The organism is Microbulbifer regidiadema (SeqCode) (assembly GCF_052467605.1).
Genome location: NZ_CP174316.1, coordinates 855,418 through 878,656, shown reverse-complemented (window position 1 = coordinate 878,656; position 23,239 = coordinate 855,418). Strand labels below are relative to the sequence as shown.

The 23,239-nt window shown below is 50.5% G+C and carries 14 protein-coding genes; 9 read left to right on the top strand and 5 right to left on the bottom strand.

Annotation, left to right across the window (positions count from 1 at the left end; all coding sequences use genetic code 11):
* Positions 1 to 241 precede the first annotated feature (241 nt).
* A complete protein-coding gene (locus tag ACJJIF_RS04535) occupies positions 242 to 1,441 on the top strand; it encodes a M12 family metallo-peptidase (RefSeq protein WP_444931057.1) in 1,200 nt (399 codons plus the stop codon).
* 266 nt (positions 1,442 to 1,707) lie between these two features.
* On the top strand, positions 1,708 to 2,634 hold the full coding sequence (locus ACJJIF_RS04530; RefSeq protein WP_444931056.1) for a metallophosphoesterase: 927 nt from the start codon (positions 1,708 to 1,710) through the stop codon (positions 2,632 to 2,634).
* A gap of 136 nt (positions 2,635 to 2,770) precedes the next feature.
* On the opposite strand, the gene ACJJIF_RS04525 is transcribed toward ACJJIF_RS04530, so the two are convergent.
* From ACJJIF_RS04525 to ACJJIF_RS04515, 3 genes are all read right to left on the bottom strand, one after another.
* Positions 2,771 to 3,610, bottom strand: coding sequence for a mechanosensitive ion channel family protein (locus ACJJIF_RS04525; protein WP_444931055.1), 840 nt, complete (start codon positions 3,608 to 3,610; stop codon positions 2,771 to 2,773).
* A 570-nt stretch (positions 3,611 to 4,180) separates the two neighbouring features.
* Complete coding sequence (locus ACJJIF_RS04520) at positions 4,181 to 4,384, bottom strand: hypothetical protein (RefSeq protein WP_444931054.1); 204 nt, start codon at positions 4,382 to 4,384, stop codon at positions 4,181 to 4,183.
* 795 nt (positions 4,385 to 5,179) lie between these two features.
* Positions 5,180 to 6,187 (bottom strand): tyrosine-type recombinase/integrase, encoded by a 1,008-nt coding sequence (locus ACJJIF_RS04515; protein ID WP_444931053.1) that lies wholly within the window; start codon positions 6,185 to 6,187, stop codon positions 5,180 to 5,182.
* Positions 6,188 to 6,380: 193 nt separating this feature from the next.
* Here ACJJIF_RS04515 and ACJJIF_RS04510 point away from each other — a divergent pair, with 193 nt between their 5' ends.
* Both ACJJIF_RS04510 and ACJJIF_RS04505 read left to right on the top strand, forming a co-directional pair.
* The gene (locus ACJJIF_RS04510) at positions 6,381 to 7,439 is read left to right on the top strand and encodes a DNA-binding protein (RefSeq protein ID WP_444931052.1); all 1,059 of its coding nucleotides are present in this window, start codon (positions 6,381 to 6,383) and stop codon (positions 7,437 to 7,439) included.
* Between the two features lie 446 nt (positions 7,440 to 7,885).
* Positions 7,886 to 9,580, top strand: coding sequence for a BCCT family transporter (locus ACJJIF_RS04505; RefSeq protein ID WP_444931051.1), 1,695 nt, complete (start codon positions 7,886 to 7,888; stop codon positions 9,578 to 9,580).
* A 144-nt stretch (positions 9,581 to 9,724) separates the two neighbouring features.
* Here the strand turns inward: ACJJIF_RS04505 and ACJJIF_RS04500 are convergent, their stop codons facing one another.
* Entirely contained in the window at positions 9,725 to 10,765 is a 1,041-nt protein-coding gene (locus tag ACJJIF_RS04500; RefSeq protein ID WP_444931050.1) for a methyltransferase, read from the bottom strand.
* 459 nt (positions 10,766 to 11,224) lie between these two features.
* Between ACJJIF_RS04500 and ACJJIF_RS04495 the strand changes: the two genes are divergently transcribed.
* Positions 11,225 to 11,974 (top strand): outer membrane beta-barrel protein, encoded by a 750-nt coding sequence (locus ACJJIF_RS04495; protein ID WP_444931049.1) that lies wholly within the window; start codon positions 11,225 to 11,227, stop codon positions 11,972 to 11,974.
* Positions 11,975 to 12,095: 121 nt separating this feature from the next.
* Here ACJJIF_RS04495 and ACJJIF_RS04490 read toward each other — a convergent pair whose 3' ends face one another.
* Positions 12,096 to 13,706, bottom strand: coding sequence for a (2,3-dihydroxybenzoyl)adenylate synthase (locus ACJJIF_RS04490; RefSeq protein ID WP_444931048.1), 1,611 nt, complete (start codon positions 13,704 to 13,706; stop codon positions 12,096 to 12,098).
* Between the two features lie 121 nt (positions 13,707 to 13,827).
* Between ACJJIF_RS04490 and ACJJIF_RS04485 the strand changes: the two genes are divergently transcribed.
* The 4 genes from ACJJIF_RS04485 (at position 13,828) to ACJJIF_RS04470 (ending at position 23,193) form a co-directional block, all read left to right on the top strand.
* Complete coding sequence (locus ACJJIF_RS04485) at positions 13,828 to 14,574, top strand: thioesterase II family protein (protein ID WP_444931047.1); 747 nt, start codon at positions 13,828 to 13,830, stop codon at positions 14,572 to 14,574.
* A 276-nt stretch (positions 14,575 to 14,850) separates the two neighbouring features.
* Positions 14,851 to 15,180 carry an isochorismate lyase gene (locus ACJJIF_RS04480; protein ID WP_444931046.1) on the top strand — a complete coding sequence of 110 codons (330 nt, stop codon included), beginning with the start codon at positions 14,851 to 14,853 and terminating at the stop codon, positions 15,178 to 15,180.
* A complete protein-coding gene (locus ACJJIF_RS04475) occupies positions 15,177 to 16,592 on the top strand; it encodes an isochorismate synthase (RefSeq protein ID WP_444931045.1) in 1,416 nt (471 codons plus the stop codon). The genes ACJJIF_RS04480 and ACJJIF_RS04475 overlap by 4 nt, the downstream gene beginning before the upstream one ends.
* Entirely contained in the window at positions 16,570 to 23,193 is a 6,624-nt protein-coding gene (locus ACJJIF_RS04470) for a non-ribosomal peptide synthetase (RefSeq protein WP_444931044.1), read from the top strand. Before ACJJIF_RS04475 ends, ACJJIF_RS04470 begins: the two co-directional genes overlap by 23 nt.
* The last annotated feature ends 46 nt before the right edge of the window (positions 23,194 to 23,239 follow it).

The window sequence follows — 23,239 nt, the reverse complement described above, 5'->3', positions numbered from 1 at the left end:
ACTAAATGGCTGTGTATACACCTTGTAACATCTGTCTTTGCCAAAAAAGTATGACTAAAAATCATTGCTTGGCGTCTGAATGGTTTTTCTGCCAGAAATCCTATAGAGTACTCCCCGCACTTTAGATCTCAATAAATATACCGGCTTGGTCTTTTGCAGGCTTTGCTAAACGGTGTATTTCCAGCTTGGGTGCTTCTTTTATAGGTTGATATTCTCAAATACAGATATAGGGAGTGTGTCTGTGAAAAGTTTTAAGTTATTGGTGCCTTTTGTTTTATTGTTTACTGCGTTAAACGCCTCCTCCAAAGAAGAATCCCATGCAATCTTCTTTGAGCCCGCCAAGGTTGAAACTAAAAAGCTTTTAGCTTCACGAGTACTCAAAAGAAAATTTAACCGAGAAATCCTTAGATTGAAGCCGGGGAGCACCCTTGAGGTCCCAGGGCAAGGCAAAAAACAAAAGTTTATCCTGCAAAATATTCGCTCAAGGCAGAACGAAACTTCATTGTCCGCGTTCTCCGAAGACGGCAATAGCTTTGTTACTTTGGCAGAAAACAACGGGAAGATCGTTGGTTCCATTCAATCCGAGGGGAGGCTCTATAAGGTCAGGCCCGCCGGGCATGGTGAAGTAACCATTAGCGAAGTTCCCAGCAGCTCTCTTATCGACCATGATGACGGTTATTTTGAAGACGTTAGCTCCACTCTCAATGCAAGGACGCTCGACACTACTTCTGTAGATACAGTGTCAGATTCTGGTGGGAAAATTACCGTTATTGTCACTTACACTGAAGCCTTTGAAACTGATGCCGGAGACGTTTCGGCCTATATGGATCTATTGGAAGAGGAAACCAACGTTTCTTTTGTCAATAGCGATATCGATACTTCGGTTGAAATTGTCCACGCTTATAAAACCAGTTATACCGAAAGTGGCAGTTTCTATACCGATCGGGAGTATTTTTCCAACAGTGAATACCCAGAAACTCAAGAACTGTACGAATTGAGAGATTTATATAGTGCTGATGTAATGATGGTTTTAACGGGTAATGAGTTATACAGCGGGTCTTGTGGCTTGGCTAAGGCTATCTATGCATCCGAATCAACAGCACTGGCTTTTGCTAGGGAAGGGTGCGCAACAGGGTATTTCAGCTTTGCCCATGAAATCGGCCACTTACTGGGAGCCCGCCATATTATCTACAGTGACTCAAGTACGACCCCTTTTCGATATGGCCACGGTTACTGTAATACCACCGCTTCAACCTGGAGAACCGTGATGGCCTACAACTGCCCCTCAAACCGAGGTGGGCCGAGGATTCAGCAGTGGTCCAATCCGGATATCACAATAGATGGCGATCCGACAGGTACCACCTATTTAGAGGACAATGCCCGGGTTATCCGTGAACGAGCCTGGGATGTGGCCAACTTCCGGGTCGATGGGGAGAGTTAAGGCCAGAGCAGAATAACCGCTAGTGACACTTGATCGCTAGCGGCCTCGGCTACTGATCTTCCTTTTCTGAAACACGTCAGGCGAACTATAAAAGAGCTCCTTCACCAGTGCAGAGGCTCTAGTTTGCAGGGGGTAAGGGTGGCATAAGCCACCTAACCCCTCTCCAATCCTGTGCAGATCCCTGTATTGCTGATAAATTGAACAGATTAACCCTGGGGGCAATACATATACAGGGTTTGAGTATAGCTTTAGGAGGTAGGATCGGCATGGAGCACAGCAAGTACGACATCATTGGCGATATTCATGGCCACGCCAGCGCATTGATTGAGCTGCTCGAAGTTCTGGGTTATCGGGACACCGGCAGCGGCTATGCGCACCCAACGCGGAAGGTCATCTTTCTTGGCGATTTTATCGATCGCGGTGAGCACCTGGTAGAGCACCGCAAGCTCCTAAAGATAGTAATGAGCATGGTGGAAAATGGTCATGCCAAAGCGATTATGGGTAATCACGAGTTTAACGCCCTGGCTTATCACACCGAAGTCAATGGCAAGCCCCTGCGTCTGCATACGGATAAAAACACCAAGCAGCACCAGGCTTTTCTAAATGAGTACCCCAGTAGCAACCCTGAGAAATTCCAGGTCCTGAACTTCTTTAGGTCATTGCCTCTATGGCTTGACCTGGGACCACTGCGAGTAGTACACGCTTGTTGGGATAAGGAGAGCGTTAACTTTTTGGCATCGAGAACTGATAGGGGCAAGCTAACCCCCGAGCTTTTGTTGGAGGCCAGCTCCCCGGGCAGTGATGCCTTTAAAGCGGTAGAAACCTTGCTCAAGGGGTGTGAAATTGAGTTGCCTCAGGGTGTAAGCTTTCTCGACAAGGATGGCAATTGCCGCTCTGCCGTTCGCGTTCAATGGTGGAGCTCTTGTGCAAAAACGCTCGGTGAGATTGCGCTGCCACTGGGGGTTGATATTGGCTCAGCCGCTAGATTACCGCTACCTTTTGGTATTCCTCACTACTCGAAAACGAATAAACCTTGTTTTATCGGTCACTATTGGTTGAGCGGCGAGCCTGCCCCCTTGACTGACAATGTGGCTTGCCTCGATTACTCGGTGGCGGGAAACGGCAAGCTTGTAGCTTACCGCTTTGACGGTGAGCGGGTATTGCAAAAAGACAAGTTTGTGTTTGCTGAATAGACGCTAGTCGGGTACAACAATATAGAGTCTTAGCTCTGGCCTGAGAGAGGTGCCCCCTTATATTGAGCGGGAGCCGTAGTGGTCACCATCTTATGGCAACCACTCTAAAGGGGAGTATTATGGGTGATCTCGCATCCTAAGAGTGCGAGGTGTTGGTCTTCTTAAACCAAAAATTATAGAAGTCTTCAGTCACCAGTTGCTCTATATGAGTGGCTTCCTCCCGGGGGCAGAAAACGGTTACGGTAATTACATCATGGCCGAACTCGTTCGTCGTGATGCAGACCTTGGCATCTGGGCCAGATAGTTCAACCCCCATACGATTCTCGATCAAGTTGCAGTAGCGCTCGGCCACTTCCCGGAAGGATTCACAGTGCTCCTTGAGTCGCTCAGAAATAAACTGCTTGGCTTCAAAAGGGTTTACGCCCTTGCTCTCCCGGGTAATCGAGAATGTGTGCTCGATATAGCGGCGCATAAAGTTCAGGTTCTTTACCGGTTGGGTAAAGAATGCGTTGTTGGGTATGTACAGTGTTGTGCCGGTATAACCATTGCCCAAGCCGTGGGGATCTATTTCCAAAAGAGTTGTGCTCAACCAGTCACTATCGGTGACCTCACCAAATTGATCGCCCACCTTAATCCAGTCGCCCACTGTAAATGAGCGCATATTGGCCTGGTACAAGCCGCCAACAAGGCATTGCACTCCCTCTCTCAGGGCCAGAACAATCGCTACAGAAAAAGCGGCAATGGATAAAGCAAACTCCCTGAGTTCACTTATCCAGATCACCATCAAACCGACAACCAGCAGGAGATTGCCAATATTATGTACGGTATTGATACGGCGGCGCTTATCCGCCTTCTGCCAGCGACTGCGCGCAATCGCCAGTGTGAGCAGGCCGCGCAACAGCATAACGGCACTGATAAGGCATACAGTGATAAACAGCTTGCTATCCAGGATATGCTCCAAGAACTCTGGCTTCATTCGGGGTAGGGACCTCGCAAAAGTAGTAGTGCCACCACACAAAACAGGTTCCCCCCGGGAGCCTCAGGAAAGAGCCGGGTATGTGAGGGGTGGGTGGCAGGGTTGACGAAAATCAAGAAGACGGGCAATGTATCCCTATGGGCCCAGGCTTGTAAATATCTTTAAGAAGATACAAATAAACCTAATAAAAATGCTATTTTTTAAGGCGCTTCTCATATGATTTGGGTATCTTGTTAGGATGGTTTTATCGGCACCCTGGCCCCGGGAGATTTGACCCCCGGTACGACAATCTTCTGAGGCCATACCTACGGATTGGCACAGGTGTCGAGGTGATGCAGCTCTCAGGTTAAGAAAGAGCTTCTGAATACGATTCAGGGGGATATCCTGCATTGCGCCAGGTGCCTACCCTTGTTTTTCAGTGCCTCTGGCCGCTCACTCTGAAATGACTAATAGGGGCAAAAATGGTCACAGTTGTCGAGTGAGATTGGAGCAATAAACACTTTTGATTCAACCTTTGCGAAAGGGCAAAACACTCGGTCTTGCCCTTCCAGGTTTGGCGGGGGGGGGCGGCTAGCAATTGTGCCCGTCTACATCAGCCCCATCTTCAACCGCATTGCAGTTTGGGCACTGAAATCCGCCACCGGGTATATTTTTGTAATTGACATATGTCCAGCCTTTGGGCGGATTATCCGGAGAGTACTTCCCGCTAACAGGCCCCGGGGCTGGGGTTTCGGGCTCTAAAGCGCCTTCACTGCTTGTGCTTTCAATTTCCATATTGCTATTCCTGAGTTAAATAAGACGGCATATTTTGGGAAGGTGTGAACTGCAATACTTGGATTTATTCCTCTGGAGGAATAAACATCGTCATTATATGGGTAAGCGCTCCAGGGTATTAAATTGATATTCTGACGCGCCCTTACAGTTGATATTCAGTACTTTGATTGGCCTGGCTCTCGGGGCAGACCGCAAACAAGAAGAGACTTTTTAGTCCTTTGGCTATGGGTGGTTTTGTCGATATTTTGATTAGTGATAAGGGGTCCACCTAGTGCGATTGATCCCCTTTTTGGTGAGGTGTTGTCGGCGCCGCTCGGCAATAGCCGCTCTTTTCGTGGGGCGCTTCCGATCATAGGGATACCCAGTGCGTCGAGCCGCAGTCAGCATTGCGCGATTGGCGCCATCGTGGCAGCTATTGAGCAAAGATCTGTGAACTGGGTACAGATATAAGCCAGTTCTTTGACGCTATCGACCACGGTTGGCTATTACACTTTCTCGTGCACCATATTTCTGACCGACGCCTGCTACACAGTTCGCTATGTGGATAACAGCGTGATGGGCTTCCAGTACAGCTCGGATGCTCAACACTTTCAGAAGGCACTATCCTAACGCCTGAAAAATTTGGCTTGAAACCCAATACAAATAAAATCCAGTTGCTGGAGTTTGGCCGCTTCGCAGTCTGGCGTAGTAGCTGCCGGAAACGACTCGGAATTATGCTCAAGGAAATCAACAGTAGCAGTTGAGTTGCCGGGCGCAGTAGGCTCAAGCCCCGCAACAGCCGCCCGCTCAGCTGGCTTAAAGTAGCTCGGCCACCTTTTTCATCAAGATAGCCGAGGCGTTATCTGTAAATTGCTGCCCCTCTTCAATGTACTCCCACACCGTGGCATCACTTTTCCAGCCACCTTGCTTCTTGATCAGCTCAAAGCCGACCTTCTCCCGCGCCGCAGAGGTGGATAAGCCTCGGCGGAAGCTGTGACTGCTAAGCTCGGCAACAAAGTCGAAACCGCAGGCATTGCCAAGACTCTTGAGTAGATCATTGACTGCCGTTGGATTCAGCTGTCGGGCCTGAACGGTATCCCAGCGGTTAACTGCACGAAATACCGGCCCAGCTGTAGTACCGCTTACTTCCAGCCAGGATTTTAGCGCCCGTGCGGGGCAGATTTCAGCGGCGCCGAAGGGGAGGGCGCGCATCATTCCCTCGCCGCTTTGATCTGTTTTTGATTTGGGGAGGCGGATAATCAAGCCTTCCTCCTCCCAAATCAGGTCTTCTACCTGAATTGCCACCAGCTCACTGCGCCGAAAGGCGCCAAAGAAGCCCACCAACACTAGCGCCAGGTCTCGCGCCTTCTTTTTTGAGTCCGCCTGGGAGCGCAGTTGGCGGGTGAGCGTCGCAATGTGTTCGAGGCTCAAGGCCTTGGCCTTTTGTTTGGGTTTGCCGTGGGTGCGGCGAATACCGCGCATGGTCTTTTGCACCAGCGGTTCAGCTACCGGATTGGGGATGCCCTGATATTGGTGCCACTGGCCTATAGCGGTTAGGTGTAGATCCAGGCTGCGGGGATTCAGCTGCTCGGCCCGGGCCAGTAGGTAACTCACCAATGAGTGACTGTCGGTGGGCAATCTCCCCCCCCACTTCTCAAACTGGCGGATAGCAGACCGGTAGGCCTTGCGGGTGCTGTCTGAGGTGGCCGCGCGCAGGTATTTCTGGATGTCATCTTCACTCAGCAGTGACCCGGCGCCATTGAGTGTACTGCTGGGTAGGGGCTGGGACTGTGTTGGGGTTGGGTTTGAGGGCTGTTTTCTCATGAGTTCCGTGTCGTCCAGAAACCGCTACTTGTACTGAGGGTACGCTAAATGCGGCTTTTCTTGTGTATATAACCTGCGATAAGAATCATTATCGAAGGTTATGCAGGTTAATTCAAGGATTGGTTTATTTTTCAATATTATGTATTATTACGTAATACGTAATTTGGTACAAAATAATCTGAGGAAGCACTAAATGGCGCGCACAGGAGTCACGTATCTGGATATCTTTGAGGCGGCAAAGGCGATTAAGGCCCGGGGGGAGGAACCCACGGTTGATAAGGTGCGCGCCCACTTGGGGACGGGAAGTAAAAGTACGATCGCACCACTCCTAAAACGCTGGAAGAATGAGGCTTCCAACAGCACCGATATCAGCGGCTTACCCAAGGATTTGGTGGAAGCATTGAAGGGGCTCCACCAGCGTATACAGGGCGATGCAGATCAGCGGGTTGAGCAGGTTCAACAGGAGTTTGAGGCTCGGGAGGAGGAGCTCAATAAGAGTCTGAGCGCAGCGCAAGAGACTAACAGTAAGCAGACAGCGTTGATTCGAGAGCTGGAGCAAAAGCTATCCGCTTCAGAAAGCGAGAAGCGTCGCCTCAAGATTGCGCTGGACGAGGCTCAGTCGGACTTGGACAAGAATGGATTCCAGCTGGAGCAGGCTGGGGCCCGAATTGAAGAGCAAAAGGCTTCAATTGAGGAGATGAAGGGGGAGAATCGCGATATACGCGAGCATTTCGAGCACTTCCAGCAACGCACCGCTACCGATCGTCAGCACGAGCGAGACCAATATCGGGCCTCTAGCGAGCAGCTTAAAGGGCAGGTGGCTACGCTGACTGAGCAGCTGGGGCTGGCCGAGCAAAAATTCTCTGAGCAGGGGTTGTTGTATAAGCAGGGCCAGGCCCTAGTTGTAGAACTCAACCGCGAGAAGCAGGAGTTGCGTGAGAGTATAGGCGCCGCGCAGGCTGAGGCGGCCAGCTACAAACAGCAAACTGAAGAGCAGTCGAAACAGTCTGAAACTCAGCGCCTGGAGCTTGATAAGCTGCTAAGGGAGCTTGCCCGCCTTCAGAGTGATGGCTCGGCAAGTGCCAAAGAGGTTCAGCTCCAGCAGCAGGCCCTTGAGAAGCTGGAATCGGAGCTGGTATCAGCAAAGAATCAAGTAGAGCGCCTATCGGATGAAAACCGTATCGTTCTACAGGAGAAAGCGATGCTTCAAGGGCAGTTTGCTCAGCTGGAGAGCGCTTTAAGCAAGCGGTAATCTGAGTTTGGCGAGAGCGGGCGCCACTCGATCACCGTTGGTTGGTGTACGTAACTGTGATCTCTGTCAAATTGAAATACTTTGGCTAGCTGATACTATGAAAGTAAGTAAAAGCAAATTTAGCAGTAGTTGAGAGACCCGGGATTAATTCCGCAATAGCCCTACAGGCCTTGAAAGCTGTGGGGGTTAGGCGTAGCCGCAACTGCGAGGCTGTGCAAGTTGCCGCTATAGCCCAAACCCCAGACGGTCCACGCTCTAAGTTGTGGTTGGGCTGCAACCTGATTGATGCCCTCTAGGCTGGGGGCATCAAGGAATTGAGCCAAGGCTTCTCAACTCTATCTATCCTTATATAAGCTCTATCACTAATACCGCATAACAAAGCTCCTTATATAAAGTCCCCCTTGCTTTTATTTGCCGCGGTTTACAAGGCATTTGGGAGGCAAGTGTTGTCTAGTCAATTCAGAGAGATCATCGATAAGCCCACTTTTTTTGGTTCATTGGCGCTACTACTGGCGGTGACAATACCCTTGGTACTGTTCCCCGAAGTGGGGGCCGCCTGGGTTTTAGCTGCCAAGAGTTTTGTTACCGACAAGCTGGGCGTTTTCTATCTGGCCCTCGGTGTTGGGGCGATTCTTTTTATGGTCTATATCGTATTTAGTGATATTGGCCAGATCAAGCTGGGGACACCGGAGGAAAACCCTGAGTTTTCCACGCTATCCTGGGCCTCCATGCTTTTTTGTGCTGGTATCGGCGCATCGATTCTCTACTGGTCCATGGTCGAGTGGATCTACTACTACCAGACCCCACCTTTTCAGGTTGAGGGCGGCACCCCTGAGGCGGCGCGCTGGGCGGTAGCCTACGGCATATTTCACTGGGGGCCACTGGCTTGGTCTATCTATCTGATACCCGCCCTGCCTATTGCCTACTTCTATTATGTTCGAAACCACAGTGTGCTGAAAATCAGCGAGGCACTGATGCCCGTTCTGGGAGAGCAGCGCGCTCAGGGTGGGCTCGGCAAGTTAATCGATGTGCTGTTTATCTTTGGTATGTTGGGTGGCGGCGCTACGACTTTAGGGATTGCTGCGCCACTGATCACTCAGGGCGCTCATGAGTTGATGGGTGTGCCTACGGGGCTGGCGACTCAGGTTGTGGTGCTAATGATATGCACGGCGATCTTTGGCTATAGTGCTTTTGTTGGCCTCAAGAAAGGCATCCGCGCACTGTCCAATCTGAATATGTCGCTGTCCATTTTGCTTCTTCTGTTCGTTTTCCTCGCTGGCCCTACCTTATTTATGCTGAATACAGGCTTAGATGCCTTGGGCCGCGTACTGGATAACATCTTCCATATGGCCGCCTGGACAGAGCCGTTTGCAGAGTTTGAGCAGTTCCCGAAGACCCATTTCCCGCAAGACTGGACCATCTTCTATTGGGCTTGGTGGTTGGTTTTTGCTCCCAGTGTCGGCTTATTTATTGCGCGTATCTCTCGGGGGCGAACTATCAAGACCATGGTGGTCGGCTCCATCTTCTACGGCACTCTCGGTTGCTTTTTGTTCTTTATGGTGCTTGGCAATTACGGCGTCTATCTACAGTTTTCTGGAGAGCTGGACCTGGTACAAGTACTGAATGAGCAGGGTGCTACCGCCGCAATTTTTGCCACGCTCAAGACGCTCCCTGGCAGTAAGCTGGTGATCCTGGTGTATACGGTGCTCGCCTTGATCTTTACTGCCACCACATTCGACTCCATCTCATACATACTGGCTGCTGTTGTACAAAAAGAAGTCGATGAAGAGCCTGCACGCTGGAATCGGCTGTTTTGGGCATTTGCGCTTTCAGTGATGCCGATAGCGCTGCTGTTCCTGGGGGGGCTGGAGACACTGCAAACCGCCAGCGTTATCGGTGGAGTTCCACTACTGATTGTCGCTCTGCTGCTATGTATATCGATTGTAAAAGCTGCGCACTATGATCTGCGCTACCAGCCGAGCTACGAACAGAAAGAAATCTATATTGAAGAATTTCCAGTGGATGACCCCTGGACGAAAGAGGGGGATTGGGAGATTCCCGTTCAGGGCGAACACAGAGTCTCCCACGATGACAAACCCCATATAGAGGGTGACCCGGGGAGTCATCCATCCCGGCTCTAATTGCTGAGCCCACTGGAGAGTAGCGCCTATTTCTGCTGCTCTCCAGCATTTCAAGGAATGATCATAATTTGATCTCCAGCTATACGCAGATTACAGAGGTATCGAGAGAGGAGAGGGTGGCCAGCGAAGTAGCAGCTTCGCTGTTTATGGCTTTCTTGCAGATACCACAAAGAAATAACCGAGAGCCTGCCCGCACTGAGGCTCTATAAATCCGGCTTTATCCAGCATTTTATACAGCTCATCTCTAGAGTAGAGCTGGGAGCCGTGATTCATAAATAGATGGAAACAAAACAAACTCGGGGTCAGGTGGGCTTCATCGCGGAGCATATCGTGAATAAAGAGCTGCCCCCCACTTGGCAAGAGCGCAAAGGTTTTGTCGATTAGCCGTTGGCAGGTGGCCGGGTGCCAATCATGCAAAACATTGCTCAGGCAAATTCCGTCACAACCTTCTGGCCACGGACCAGTGAAGAAGTCCCCAGCGACGACTTGAACCTGCTCTTTTTGACCAAAACTCTGCACATACTCGTCAGCTACCCTACACACGGGCGCCAAGTCAAATAGTATGGCCTTGCGCTTGGGGTAGGCATCACTAAACGCTAGGGCAATTGTCCCCGAGCCACCGCCGGCATCCAGCATGCATTGAACCTCTTCAAAAACCCCACTAGAGACCGCCGCAACCGCAGAGGCAAACCCTTGAGAGTGCATTAGATGGGTAAAGGCGGCCGCAGATTCTAAGTCCATATCGTTGTTTTGCCACATATCGGTTACTGAGCGGCCTTTGCACTCCAGCTCATATTCCCGCTTTAAGCTACCAAGTAGCTTTTTATCCAGGTGGTTGACGTTATAAATATGGAAGGGGTCGAGCAACACTTCTCCCCAGTAGTAGTCGCTGCCTTTTGCAAGGTAGCAGTGACTCAGCTCTGTGTTTTTTAACCTCCGGTTATCAAGATGGATATAGCCTAGATGGCTCATGACCAAGAGATAGAATTCCATCCCTTTGTTGCTGAGTTGTAACTTTTGGCTGAGTGATTCGCAGGTGTCATAGCCCTGATCAATAAGCCCGGTGATGTCCAGCTGTGCTGAAACCATTACACAGGCAAAATTATAGTTTCCCATCAAGCGGTCCCACATGGGGCCATCGGACACTGTCGGCGATGTTAGCTTGCGGGTTTTACTATTATTCATCAGTCGTTACCTAAGGAGCCTTGTTGATGCATGAAGTTCGCTTATTTTGGGCAAAGCCAAACGGCGGACTAATTAAGGCGCTCAGATCATCCTGAGAGAGCAAAGTCCTTTTCTGAGCGAGTGCGGCTCTCGCAATTGTAGTAACAGGGCCCCAGGGGGAGGTGCTATCGGCACAAATACGACGCACATTTAAGGAATTTTGCTAATATTTTTCCTAGTAAAAAAGTACCAAGCAGGTAGGTCTAAATCTACTTAAAGTTGGCACTAAAGTGTTAACGTTGTCACAGAATCGGTTTTTGCGTATCGTTGGCGCAGAATGTTGGGGCGTTCTGTAGGTGGCAGAATAGGATTTCTGAGCCAATCATCGACTGAGGCGCAGTATGGAAAATCACTTGTTGCCTATCTGCAATCTAGGGAGCCTCTATCCCCAAAAAGCGTAGTAATCACAAGGAGGATATTATGCGTTTTCAGTTTGCCGCAATTCTCGGCGCCAGCCTTATTTCCGTACAAGCTACTGCTGCCGGCTATAGTTATGAAAATAGCTCGTTAAGTTTTCACCCTTTTGTCTCTTTGAATGCGGGCTACAACAAGCTCGAAGTGAATCAGGATTATCGGGGAACCGCTATAACAGAAGACGGTGACCTTTACGGATTTAGCTACTACGAACTTTCTAGTTCTGACAGCGAGCTTTGGAGCAGCTTTGCTATTGGAGCTGACTTTGATAATTATCCCCTTGAGCTTCGTATCAGCTATGGCACCACCAGCTCAGAAGAACCCCACTCAATAGACACCTTTGATATTGATGCAGTCACTGATGTAGTGACAATTGTAGAGAGATACAATATCAACCAAAAGTATGATTTAGATGTGTTCTCTATTACTGGAGTTTTAGAGCTGTCCAAACATTGTGGCCGGGCCTGTATGTATTTACTGGGGGGGTATAGCTTCGGGCAGTTGGATTGGTCGTATACCATGAATGAATTATACGGAGGTGGGCGCTACCAGGGGTCGAAGAAGTTCAGCAAGAGCTACCTCCATGTGGGTGCAGGTGTTCGCTATAACCTTACTGACTCTCTGCGAATGAGCGCCGAATATATGTTGCACAATATTGGTAAGTTGGGTGATTACGATGTGAACGATTATGAGCACGTCGAATTCGATATGAAAAACTTGGATATTTGGCAGGCAGGGGTTTCTTACACTTTCTAACTTTAAGATTGCGTCCACGAGGGAGTGGCTTTTAATCCTCTCCCTCGTGGGCGAGCAGTTTAGCTTGTGTACGGCAACAGCTGTGGCTCTCAAGGCCCGCCCTGCGGATTTACGGAATTGTTCAGTGGCTCTTAGCTACTGACTTCAGTTTCCTTTTGTCCACTTTACCTACGGCGGTAAGTGGTAGGTGGGATAGCACTTTAAGTTGCTCTGGTAGTTTAAAGGTGGCCAAGCCTCTTTCACTCAAGAAATCACGCAATATCTGTAGAGAGGGCGCTTTATCTGCACATACGATAGCGGCTCCAACTTGCTCTCCCAGCTCTTTATCAGGCAGAGGAATAACAGCTGCTTGTTGGATACTGGGGTGGGCAAGTAGATGCTCTTCAATTTCATCACATGCAAAAGTTTCTCCACCCCGGTTCACAACATCTTTGAGTCGCCCGGTAACTACAATATTACCGTTGTCGAGAATGCGTACACGATCTCCGCTGCGATAGAAGCCATCGGGAGTAAAAGCACGGCGATTATGTTGATCCGCTCGGTAATAGCCTCGCAATGTATAGGGGCCACGAGTGAGAAGCTCTCCCTCCTCCCCGGTTTTCACTTCTTGTCCGCAATCATCGACCACTCGCAACTCATCGAGAGGGCTCATAGGACGGCCTTGAGTCTCAGTGATAACCTCGGCACTATCTTCGTGTCGGGTGCAGCAGATCAATCCTTCGGCCATACCGAACACTTGCTGTAGCGCACCGGGAAGTGCATTTATTGCAGCTTTAGCATCAGTTTGGCTCAGCTTTGAGCCACCAACTTGCAACAAGCGGAGGGAGCTTAAATCGGCATCTTCCCATTCTGTCGCAGCAGTCCAGACCTGAGCCAGTGCCGGAACTAGGGCTGTGGCGGTTACGCCGAAGCGCTCTATCAGCTCGAAGCTATAGTCTGGGCTTGCATCTTGGGTGAATATTACCTGTCCACCCACAGATAGCGTACCCAGGATGCCGGGGCAGCCCAATGGAAAATTATGGGCGGCGGGGAGTACCGCCAGGTAAATGTCATCTTTGCCTAGATGGCATGCAGCCGCAGCGCAGGCGATATTGTAGCGATAGTCGTTGTGGGTGCGTGGAATAAGTTTTGGCAGCCCCGTAGTGCCACCTGAAACGAGAAATAGAGCCGGAGTGTTCGGGTCTGCGAAGGCTGGAGTGAAGTCTTGGCTCTCTCCTCTGGGTAGCGGGGGAAACGAATCCTGTACATCGGCACTATATATGCCTCGCAGGCTTGTAGATTGCGAGGCAACTTGCTCTATCATGCAGTGACGGTTTTCATCTCCTTCAGTTCCTGAAGTGATGTAGATACTGGCATCTGAGACCTGTGCAAAATGACATATTTCATTTTGGCGATGTGCAGGTAAAGCTAATACAGGAACCAGTCCCGCTCGAAATAAACCGAGTAGGGTTGTAATAAAACTGACTTGGTTGCTCCACTGGAGTATTGCTCGCTCCCCAGCTTTGTAGCCTTGCTCCACCAAGCCTGCGGCAATGCTGTCGGCCTCATTAACCAGTTCAACGTAAGTTAATTGGCCTACTTGATCCCGAACTGCGCAGCGATTGGGGGAGTTTTTCGCATTGCGTGTAATCAGCTCCCAAATAGGTCGGTTATCCCAAGTCCCTTGTTGCTGGTAGAAAAGCTCTAGCTCTTCACGGTGGGGTATGTAACCGTTTAGTAAATTTTCTTCCATACTGGTTTCCTAAAATTTTAAATGGGAGCTGGTGTGTGCATCCGGTGAACCTGTTTAGATTTCTAAATTAAGAATTAACAGTTAGTATTCACGGCATTAAATTTCCGATTGAGATTAATTTATGTCCGGTGCTTGGCTACAAATTCCCGACCCTAAACCTAGTGCGGCCATCCGACTTTTGTGTTTGCCTCACGCGGGTGGTACGGCATCGCTTTACCGGCCCTGGGTGAAATTATTGCCTGATTCCATAGAATTGGTTCTCGTGTGCTTGCCGGGCAGGGAGCAGCGCTGTAATGAAGTCATGCCCGCAGATATGCAAACTTTAATTGCTTTATTGAGTCGGGCTGTCAAACCTATCCTCGATAAACCCTGGGCTGTATTTGGTCACAGTATGGGGGCGACAGTTGCACATGAATTAGCTCTCTTCTTGTATAGTGAAAACCTGTCTGGTCCTGAACATATATTCGTCTCTGCTCGTGAAGCCCCACAGTTTCAAAGAGGTGGGAGCGTACATAAACTGGATGACGAGTCTCTGTGCCGACAGCTCGTTAAGCTTGGCGGTACTGCTCCTGAATTATTGGAGATTCCCGAGCTGAGAGCCCTGTTGCTTCCCGCCATACGTCAGGACTACCACTTGATCGAAACCAGTAAGGTGTCTTCGGTTCAACCTTTAAATTGCCCGATCACCGCGCTGGTGGGGCGGGATGATCCTGAATTGAGTACCGATGACGCTCAAGGCTGGCAGCAATGGACCAATAGTGAATTTCACCTGAAAGAATACTCAGGTAACCACTTTTATCTATCAGATTGCCCTGATTTAGTGGTTGCTCATATTGTTCAGAAGCTCCACTTGGCTTATCCGCTTTAGTTTCTCTCTCCCGCAACATTATCGAAATCAATTGATGGGAGAATAGAGCACCTTAGAGGCCTATTCTCCTTCAGCTCGCAGCTTGCAAACCTTTGCCTTGCCTCATTTAAGTTTTTACTTTTCTGATCTTCGAATTATTTCATCTTTGTAGCAAACAGCAGGTTTCTTCAAGATGAAGTTCAAATCCAAAAGAAACATTCCGTTGATTTTCAAAATGATATGTTATAACGTTTCCTCATTGATGGAAAGACGAACTGCTTAGGTGATGGAGTTTCTATGCAAGCGACGAAGCTGCCAGTGGAGTGTGAAAACCTGGGTGAGATCCGCCAAGGTATTGATTCTATTGATCGCGAGATCATCAGGTTGTTGCAGCAGCGTATGGATTATGTCCTGTCCGCAGCCCAGTTTAAGCCGGATGAAACCAGTATCCCCGCTCCAGATCGAGTTGTAGCGATGTTGGTAGACCGCCGCCGCTGGGCTGAGGAGGAGCAGCTACCCGCAGATTACATAGAGAGCCTTTTTACTGACATCATCCAGTGGTTTATCAAGCAGCAAGTACTGCATTGGCGCACCGAGCGCGGTTTGCCCATTGAGGGCGATGCATGAAAGGTCGCTCTAAGTACACCGGCCTGGAAGCCTGTTTGCAGGAAGCCAAGTCCAGGCTAAGCCAAGGGCAGTCAGAGGTTTTGGCGTCATTCTCATTTCCGTGTCATAGGCGTAACCCAATTAGTTTGTTCGCCGCCAACTATCGGCATGAACGAATCGCCTCTCTGTGGGGTGCCCCTTGTGGTGATGATTTTTCTGCAAGCTTTGGTTCTGCCCGAGAGTTTAATTGTGCTCCTGGGGAGCCTTGGTCTGAAATCCAAGCCAATTGGCAAAAATTACTGGCCTCCGCTGTGATAAGTGGGGGGCATCGGCCGGTTTTATGCGGCGGATTTGCTTTTGATTGCCAAAAAGCTCCCTCATCGCTGTGGCAGGACTTCCCCTCAGGGGTACTTACGCTACCCGAATTGGCTCTTTACTGTGAAGGAGATCGCAGTTATCTGGTAATGAATTTTATTGTTACCGGTCAAACTGACTGCAACTATATTGCGAAGCGGGTGAAAGCGCGGTGGCAGCGTATTTTATCCCGTAGCTCCAACCTCTCTGCGAATGACAGTTTACTGTTGGTGGAATCTGACTTTAGCCAAAATTATGCAGACCAAATGGCTTGGCAGCAGCGTGTGGCTGATGTAGTTGAGTCAATCAAGCGCAACGAGTTTCAAAAATTAGTCCTCGCCCGGTCGGAGTCTCTGGCCGTAGATTGTTGCCCCGGAAGTATTCTCGGATATTTGCAAGAATCTTACCCCGATGCCTATTTATTTGCCTTTTCCCGCGGAAAAAGTTGCTTTCTTGGGGCTTCGCCTGAGCGCTTAGCGGCTGGTAAAGACGGGCGTATTAGCACAGTGGCTTTGGCCGGTAGCGCACCTCGGGGAAAAGACCCGGCAACTGATTATAAATTGGGGATATCTCTGCTTGACAGCGATAAGGACCGATTTGAACACGACCTGGTTGTCCAACACCTCCTTTCTATTTTGCGCAAATACTGCCACAACCTAGCGGAAGCAGAGCCACCCCAACTCTGTAAGTTAAAGCAAATTCAGCATTTGCTTACGCCGCTAGAAGGCTTGGTGAAAGATGGCGTAAATCTATTGGATATCTTATCGGATTTACACCCAAGTGCTGCGGTGGGAGGCCTGCCGAGGAAAAAAGCACTGAAGTATATCCGTGAAAATGAAGACCTGGATCGCGGTTGGTATGCCGGACCTGTTGGTTGGCTCAATGCCGAGGGGGAAGGGGAGTTTGCTGTTGCGCTGCGTTCTGCACTTATTACTCCGGGCAAGGTAACACTATTTGCCGGTTGTGGCCTGGTTGAGGCTTCCCTTCCTACCCACGAGTATCGTGAAAGTTGTATCAAAATGCGTGTTATCCGAGACGCAATAAGGAGCGTATCTCTTGTCGCCGAAGCCGCAGAATAAATCAGAGCCAATCAGTCCGGCCAGTTTGTTAAAGGATTTAGTTTGTCAGGCTATTGATGCCGATATTAATGGCATTCATCCGCAGGCTGACTTAATTGCACTGGGGCTCAACTCAGTACAAATCATGAAGATAGCTGGTCAATTAAGGCAGAAAAAGATCAAAGTAAAATTTGCTGATCTTATTGCAGTGCCTCAATTGGAAGTCTGGCTTTCTCTACCTCAGTTGGCTACTGGAACTGAAGAAAGTACCAGTGAATATTTGTCTGTGCCAGGAGCCTTTGATGAAGGCACTCCCTTTGATTTGGCACCGATGCAACATGCCTATTGGATTGGACGAGACCCGAATCAATATTTAGGGGGCGTTGCCGCACATTTTTATCATGAGTTTGATGGCCAGGATGTAGTACCTGATCGATTGGAACAGGCTGTGCGCTCCCTATTCGAGCGGCATGGGATGCTGCGTGTTCAAATCCTCGATGATGGTCGACAGCAGATTCCCGTAGAAGTGAGCTGGCCCGGTTTAAAGGTTCATGATTTCAGGCATCAGGCTGCCGCAGAAGCGGAGCAGAGTCTTATCGCTGTTAGGGAGCAACTCTCCCATCGGCAGCTGGATATATCGCAGGGCGAGGTTTTTGATGTACAGCTCTCATTGTTACCTGCGGAATTAAAAGCTGGCGGCACACGCCTACATATTAATCTGGATATGGTAGCTGCAGATGCCTTTAGTCTGCGCGTGTTATTGAATGACTTGGCCAAGCTCTACCTGGAACCAGAGCAGTCTCTGGTTCCGTTGAATTACAGTTATCCGCGCTACCAGGCCGACCGCAGCGCTCTTCACTCAAAGGAAGGGCGGCAGGCTGAGAAGCTGCGGGCTAAGGCGCACTGGCAGGATCGCCTGGCAGATTTGCCCGGCGCTCCTCAATTACCCACTGCAATAGGTATTGAGTCTAAGGACACTCGTCGCGTTGTTCGTCGCCACTATAGTCTGTCTGCTGATCGGAAAAACCAGCTAGCGGAATTTGCGAGTCGTCACCGTATTACTTTATCCATGACCCTGGCAGCGGCGCTTGCGGAAGTGCTTACGATCTATAGCGAAGAGTCAGATTTCCTGCTGAATCTCCCCCTGTTCGACCGGGAATCCCTGCACCGGGATGTCAACTCTCTGGTAGGAGACTTTACTTCTTCGATCTTGCTTGCCTGGCAGGGCAGCCAGAGTGGAACCTTTGTTGAGCGTGCACAGCGTTTACAACACAACTTCCGTCAGGATGTAGCGCACGGGAGTTATTCCGGCGTAGAGGTGCTGCGTGACCTCAGCAGGCAACAGGGACAAACGGTGTTTGCGCCGGTTGTCTTTACCAGTGCGCTTGGGTTGGGAGAATTATTTGGCGAGTCAGTTCGCAGTGCCTTTGGAGATGTCAATTGGATTATTTCCCAAGGGCCACAGGTTTGGCTGGACGTACAAGTTATGGAGCTAAAAGGCGGCCTGTCCGTGAATTGGGATGCGCGGGAAGCCGCTTTTGCGCCCGGTGTCCTGGATGGCATGTTTGCAGCCTTTACGCAGCTCCTGGAACGCCTGATCGACAACCCACAATTCTGGGATCAGCCAATACCTTCGCTACCGCCAGCTGAGCAAAAGCAGCAACGCCAGCGGGTAAATTCCACGGCTAAAAAAATTCAGTCTCACCAATTACACGAGCAGTTTTTTAACAATGCTGAAAGCCACCCGGAAGCCGTGGCTTTGTATTGGAACGATGAGCAAATTAGCTATGGGGACTTGGCCCACAGCGCCTTGGCAATGGCAGCTTACCTGCAACTTCAGGGGGTTGAACTCGGTGATATGGTCGGGATTTTATTGCCCAAAGGCGCGGAGCAGATTATAGCCGTTCTTGGGGTAATGGCCGCTGGAGCGGCTTACCTGCCGCTGGGAATAGACCAGCCACCGCTGCGCAGGGAGCGTGTGCTCAAGCTTGCCAGAGCCAAGTTGGTTATTGATGACTTGTCTGTGCTCTCGGGTGTTGCCCCTTTATCCCGGCCCGTAGTGGGTGAGACAAAAGACCTCGCTTATACCATTTTCACCTCTGGCTCTACCGGTGAGCCCAAGGGGGTTGAAATTAGCCACGGAAGTGCCTGGAACACCATAGCGGACATTAACGAGCGCTTTTCTGTTAACGAAAGTGATCGTGTGCTCGCAGTATCAGCCTTGGATTTTGACCTATCCGTTTACGATATTTTTGGGCTGCTGTCCGCAGGTGGTGCACTGGTATTGGTTGAAGAGGAATCTCGGCGGGATGCAGAGCGCTGGCACCAGCTGGTGTGTCAACATAACGTTACTGTTTGGAATACAGTACCGGCCCTTTTGGATATGCTGTTAACCACCGGTGGTGATACTCCAGCGGGAGAGCTGCGCCTGGTATTAAATTCCGGAGACTGGATCAGCCTGGACCTGCCGGAAAGGTTAAAACGTGTAAATCCGGATTGCCGCTTTATCGCTTTGGGGGGGGCCACCGAGGCTTCTATCTGGTCCAACAATTTTGAAGTAAAAGAAGTCGATCCCTCTTGGAGATCCGTCCCCTATGGTTACCCCTTAGCCAACCAGCAATTCAGGGTGGTGGATTCCCTGGGCCGAGATTGCCCTGACTGGGTGGTAGGGGAGTTGTGGATCGGTGGTGCGGGCGTTGCCCTTGGATACCGAGGTGCTGCTGAAATCACCGCAGCACGTTTTGTAACAGACGGAGGCGAACGTTGGTATCGCACCGGAGACCTGGGCCGCTATTGGCCAAATGGTTGCCTGGAATTTTTGGGCCGCGCCGATAACCAGATCAAAGTGCGTGGACACCGCATCGAACTCGGCGAGATCGAAGCCGCGCTGACTGCGCACAATGCGATTGCGCAAGCAGTCGCTCTGCTGACCCAGCGAGGTGTGGTTGCGGTTGTAGTTCCAGAGCCCAAAGTGGCGAAAACCAATACCGCTTCAGAAAAGTGCTTTGTTGATTTGCAGCAATTGCAGGAACCCTTGAGCGATCTGCGGGAATTCCTGACCCAGCGATTGACCAGCGCCATGCTTCCCAGTGAGCTTTGCTGTCTCACTGAGATCCCCCTTACCGCCAATGGCAAAATTGATCGCGGTAGTTTGCAACAGTTTGCCGATGAATCCCTAGCGCAGCATCAGGCAAAACAGAATCCGCCGCAAGGCAAGTTAGAGCAGCAGGTCGCTGCCGCCTGGAGTAAATTCCTCGATGTTGCTGATATCGCCCGGGACGACAACTTCTTCGCACTCGGTGGAGACTCCCTGTTAGCAACCCGTGTTGTGCGAGATCTGCGTGAGTCTGGCTTTGAAGGTGTCACACTGTCGGAATTGTTTAGCCAGCCAAGCCTGGCCGCCTTTGCTGCGACATTAGCTCAAGACCCTGCTGAGAATCCAGAGCAGAATAACAGCGCTACCGAAATTGCTACTACGCCTTGGCAATCGGATACGTCCACTCGCCACGAGCTTTTTGAACCTACTGAGGTTCAACGGGCCTATTGGCTGGGAAGGGACCCAGAATTTGTTTTGGGTGGCATTGGTTGTCATTTTTATCGCGAATATGACGTTGTTGATCTCGATCTGGAGCGTTTGGAATCTGCGCTAAACGCCATGATTGCCCGGCATGAGATGCTGCGGGCTGTATTCGATAGCGAAGGTCGACAGCGCATCCTTGCGGATGTGCCGAGATTTTCCATCAATGTTACAGAGATAGACAGTGATCCGACTTCTGCTTTAGCGCAACTGCGACAGGAATATGCGGAGCAGGTGTTTGAGCCAAGCCGATGGCCGCTGTTTGATGTCCGTGCGGTACGCTGTGGCCGCAATACCCGATTGGCCATCGGTTTGGATAACTTGATTCTCGACGCTTTCAGTATTCTGCTGTTTTATCGTGAGTTAAATATTCTCTACCAGAGCCCTGATACTGATCTACCTGCAATCGATCTATCTTTCCGCGACTATGTGCGCAATGTGTTACCGCAAACTACTGCGGTATTTGATAGTGATCTTGAAGAAGGTCCCCTGGCTGCCGCAAAAACATTTTGGCAGCACAAATTATCAGAGCTACCCCCCGCGCCCCAATTACCCATTGTTCGGGAGCCGGCATCCATTGAACGGCCGCATTTCGTGCGTCATCAACAGCATATCGACAAGAGTACCTGGCAAAGCCTGGTTGCACGTGCTGCTGAACAGGGAATCACGCCTTCGAGTCTGCTTCTAACCGCATTTGCCGAAGTGCTTAGCCGCTGGAGCAGTCGCCCTGATTTGAGCCTGAACCTTACCTTATTCGACCGCCGTGAGGTTCACCCGGATATTTATCGAGTGATGGGGGATTTCACCTCCTTGACCCTGGTGGGTTACCGGCCAGAGGCCGGTGACAGCTGGTTGGTGAGAGCGAAAAAAATACAAGGGGAAGTTGGCGCGGCCCTGGAACATCGCGATATTTCCAGTGTTAGCTTGATGCGGGAATTAGCCCGCCGACAGAGCGACGCGGAAGCCACAATGCCCGTGGTCTTCACCAGTGCACTGGGTATTCCCGGTGGCACAGCGGCACCGGAGGATGGGCCTCTGCGGGAACCCATCTGGGCCCTGACACAAACGCCGCAAGTCTGGTTGGATCACCAGGTGGTCGAAGTCGAGGGAGGCGTTTTCTTAAATTGGGATGTGGTCGAAGCGCTTTTCCCTGAGGGGATGTGCGCGGAAATGTTCCAGGCCTATATCGGCTTACTCCAATGGGCGGGTGACGCTGAATGGGATTCCACACCGCCTGATTTATTACCCAAGGCTCAACGGGAACTGAGAACCCAGCTTGAAAAGCGTACCGCAATTGACCCAACGGATAATTTGTCGCAGCGATTTTTCCAGCGGGCAAAAGCAAATCCCGACAATATCGCCTTATATTGGGGAGACGATAATTCTCTGAGTTATGGCGTTCTGGCAGAACGTGCTTTGCGCATCGCTGCCTGGTTATTGGAAAGCCAGGTTTCACCTGCCGAGGTGGTGGCCGTTAACCTGCCGAAAGGACCCGACCAGATTGCCGCTGTTTTGGGCGTACTCGCAGCGGGAGCCACTTATTTACCTGTCGGTATCGATCAACCGCAGGCGAGGCGTGAGTCAATGTTGCGCCGTGCCGATGTAAAAGTGGTACTCGACCAAAGTGCAATTCAACAGGCCGAACAGTTCGCTCCTATAGATGAGCCTATTGCAACAGAAGCTGAGCAACTGGCTTATATCATTTTCACTTCCGGCTCCACAGGTGAACCCAAGGGCGTCGAGATCAGTCATGGTGCCGCCTGGAATACCATTGCGGATATCAACGAACGTTTCTCTGTTGATGAAAATGATCGTGTACTGGCCATTTCAGCCCTGGATTTTGACCTCTCTGTTTACGATATTTTCGGACTGCTATCGGTCGGTGGTGCGCTGGTATTGATTGAAGAAGAGGACCGACGGGATGCCGAGCGCTGGCATCAATGGGTATGTCACTACGGCATCACCATCTGGAATACGGTACCGGCACTACTGGATATGTTACTCACTGTCGGTGCCGGTACACCGCCTGGCAATTTGCGTTTGGTATTAAATTCCGGCGATTGGATTGGCCTGGATTTACCCCAGCGATTAAAACAAGTACAGCCCGAATGCCGTTTTATCGCACTGGGTGGCGCCACTGAAGCTTCTATTTGGTCTAACAGTTTTGAAGTAGAAGAAGTTGACCCAAGCTGGCATTCGATTCCCTATGGATACCCACTGGCCAACCAGCAATTTAGGGTGGTGGATACCCAAGGGCGCGATTGCCCTGACTGGGTTACAGGTGAACTGTGGATTGGCGGTGACGGAGTCGCCATGGGCTATCGCGCAGCACCAGAGTTAACCGAAACGCGCTTTGTCACAGTTAATGGTGAGCGCTGGTATCGCACAGGGGATCTTGGGCGCTATTGGTCGAATGGCTGCCTGGAATTTTTGGGACGTGCCGATAGCCAGGTCAAAGTGCGTGGCCATCGTATTGAGTTGGGTGAAATCGAAAGCGTACTTACTCGCCAAGTGTTTGTGCAGCAGGCCCTGGTGCTGGCTAATGCGCAAAAGTTGGTTGCTACCGTTGTGCTCGGGCCCCAGTGCCCAACAGATTTTAATACTGACGACCTACGGGAATACCTTCGCTCCCAGCTGCCTTCTTATATGGTCCCGGATTTCGTTGTGACTTTGCCGGAAATGCCCCTGAGTGCAAATGGCAAAGTGGATCGCGCTTTGGTTTTAAAGCAGGTAAATGCAGCAGAAAAACCGGAAAAACAAAAAGCCCCTGAACTGGTAACAGACAACGAACGCTTGGTGGCGCAGATTTGGCAGGAGCTTCTCAGCTTGCCAAAGATTAACCGCGATCAAAGTTTCTTCGAACTCGGTGGCGATAGTTTATTGGCGACACGCTTTATTGACCGCCTAAAACAGCAGCACCGTTTGCTCCTTCCCCTCAGACGTTTATTTGCCTCTCCGAGACTGGCAGATGTTGCCGGTGCCCTAAGCACAATGGAACCGCCAGTGGATATTGATGCGGATATGGTGGAAGAGGGCGTGATATGAATTTGATAAGTAAATTATTTTTCAGCGATTGGACGGAGTTTTAACC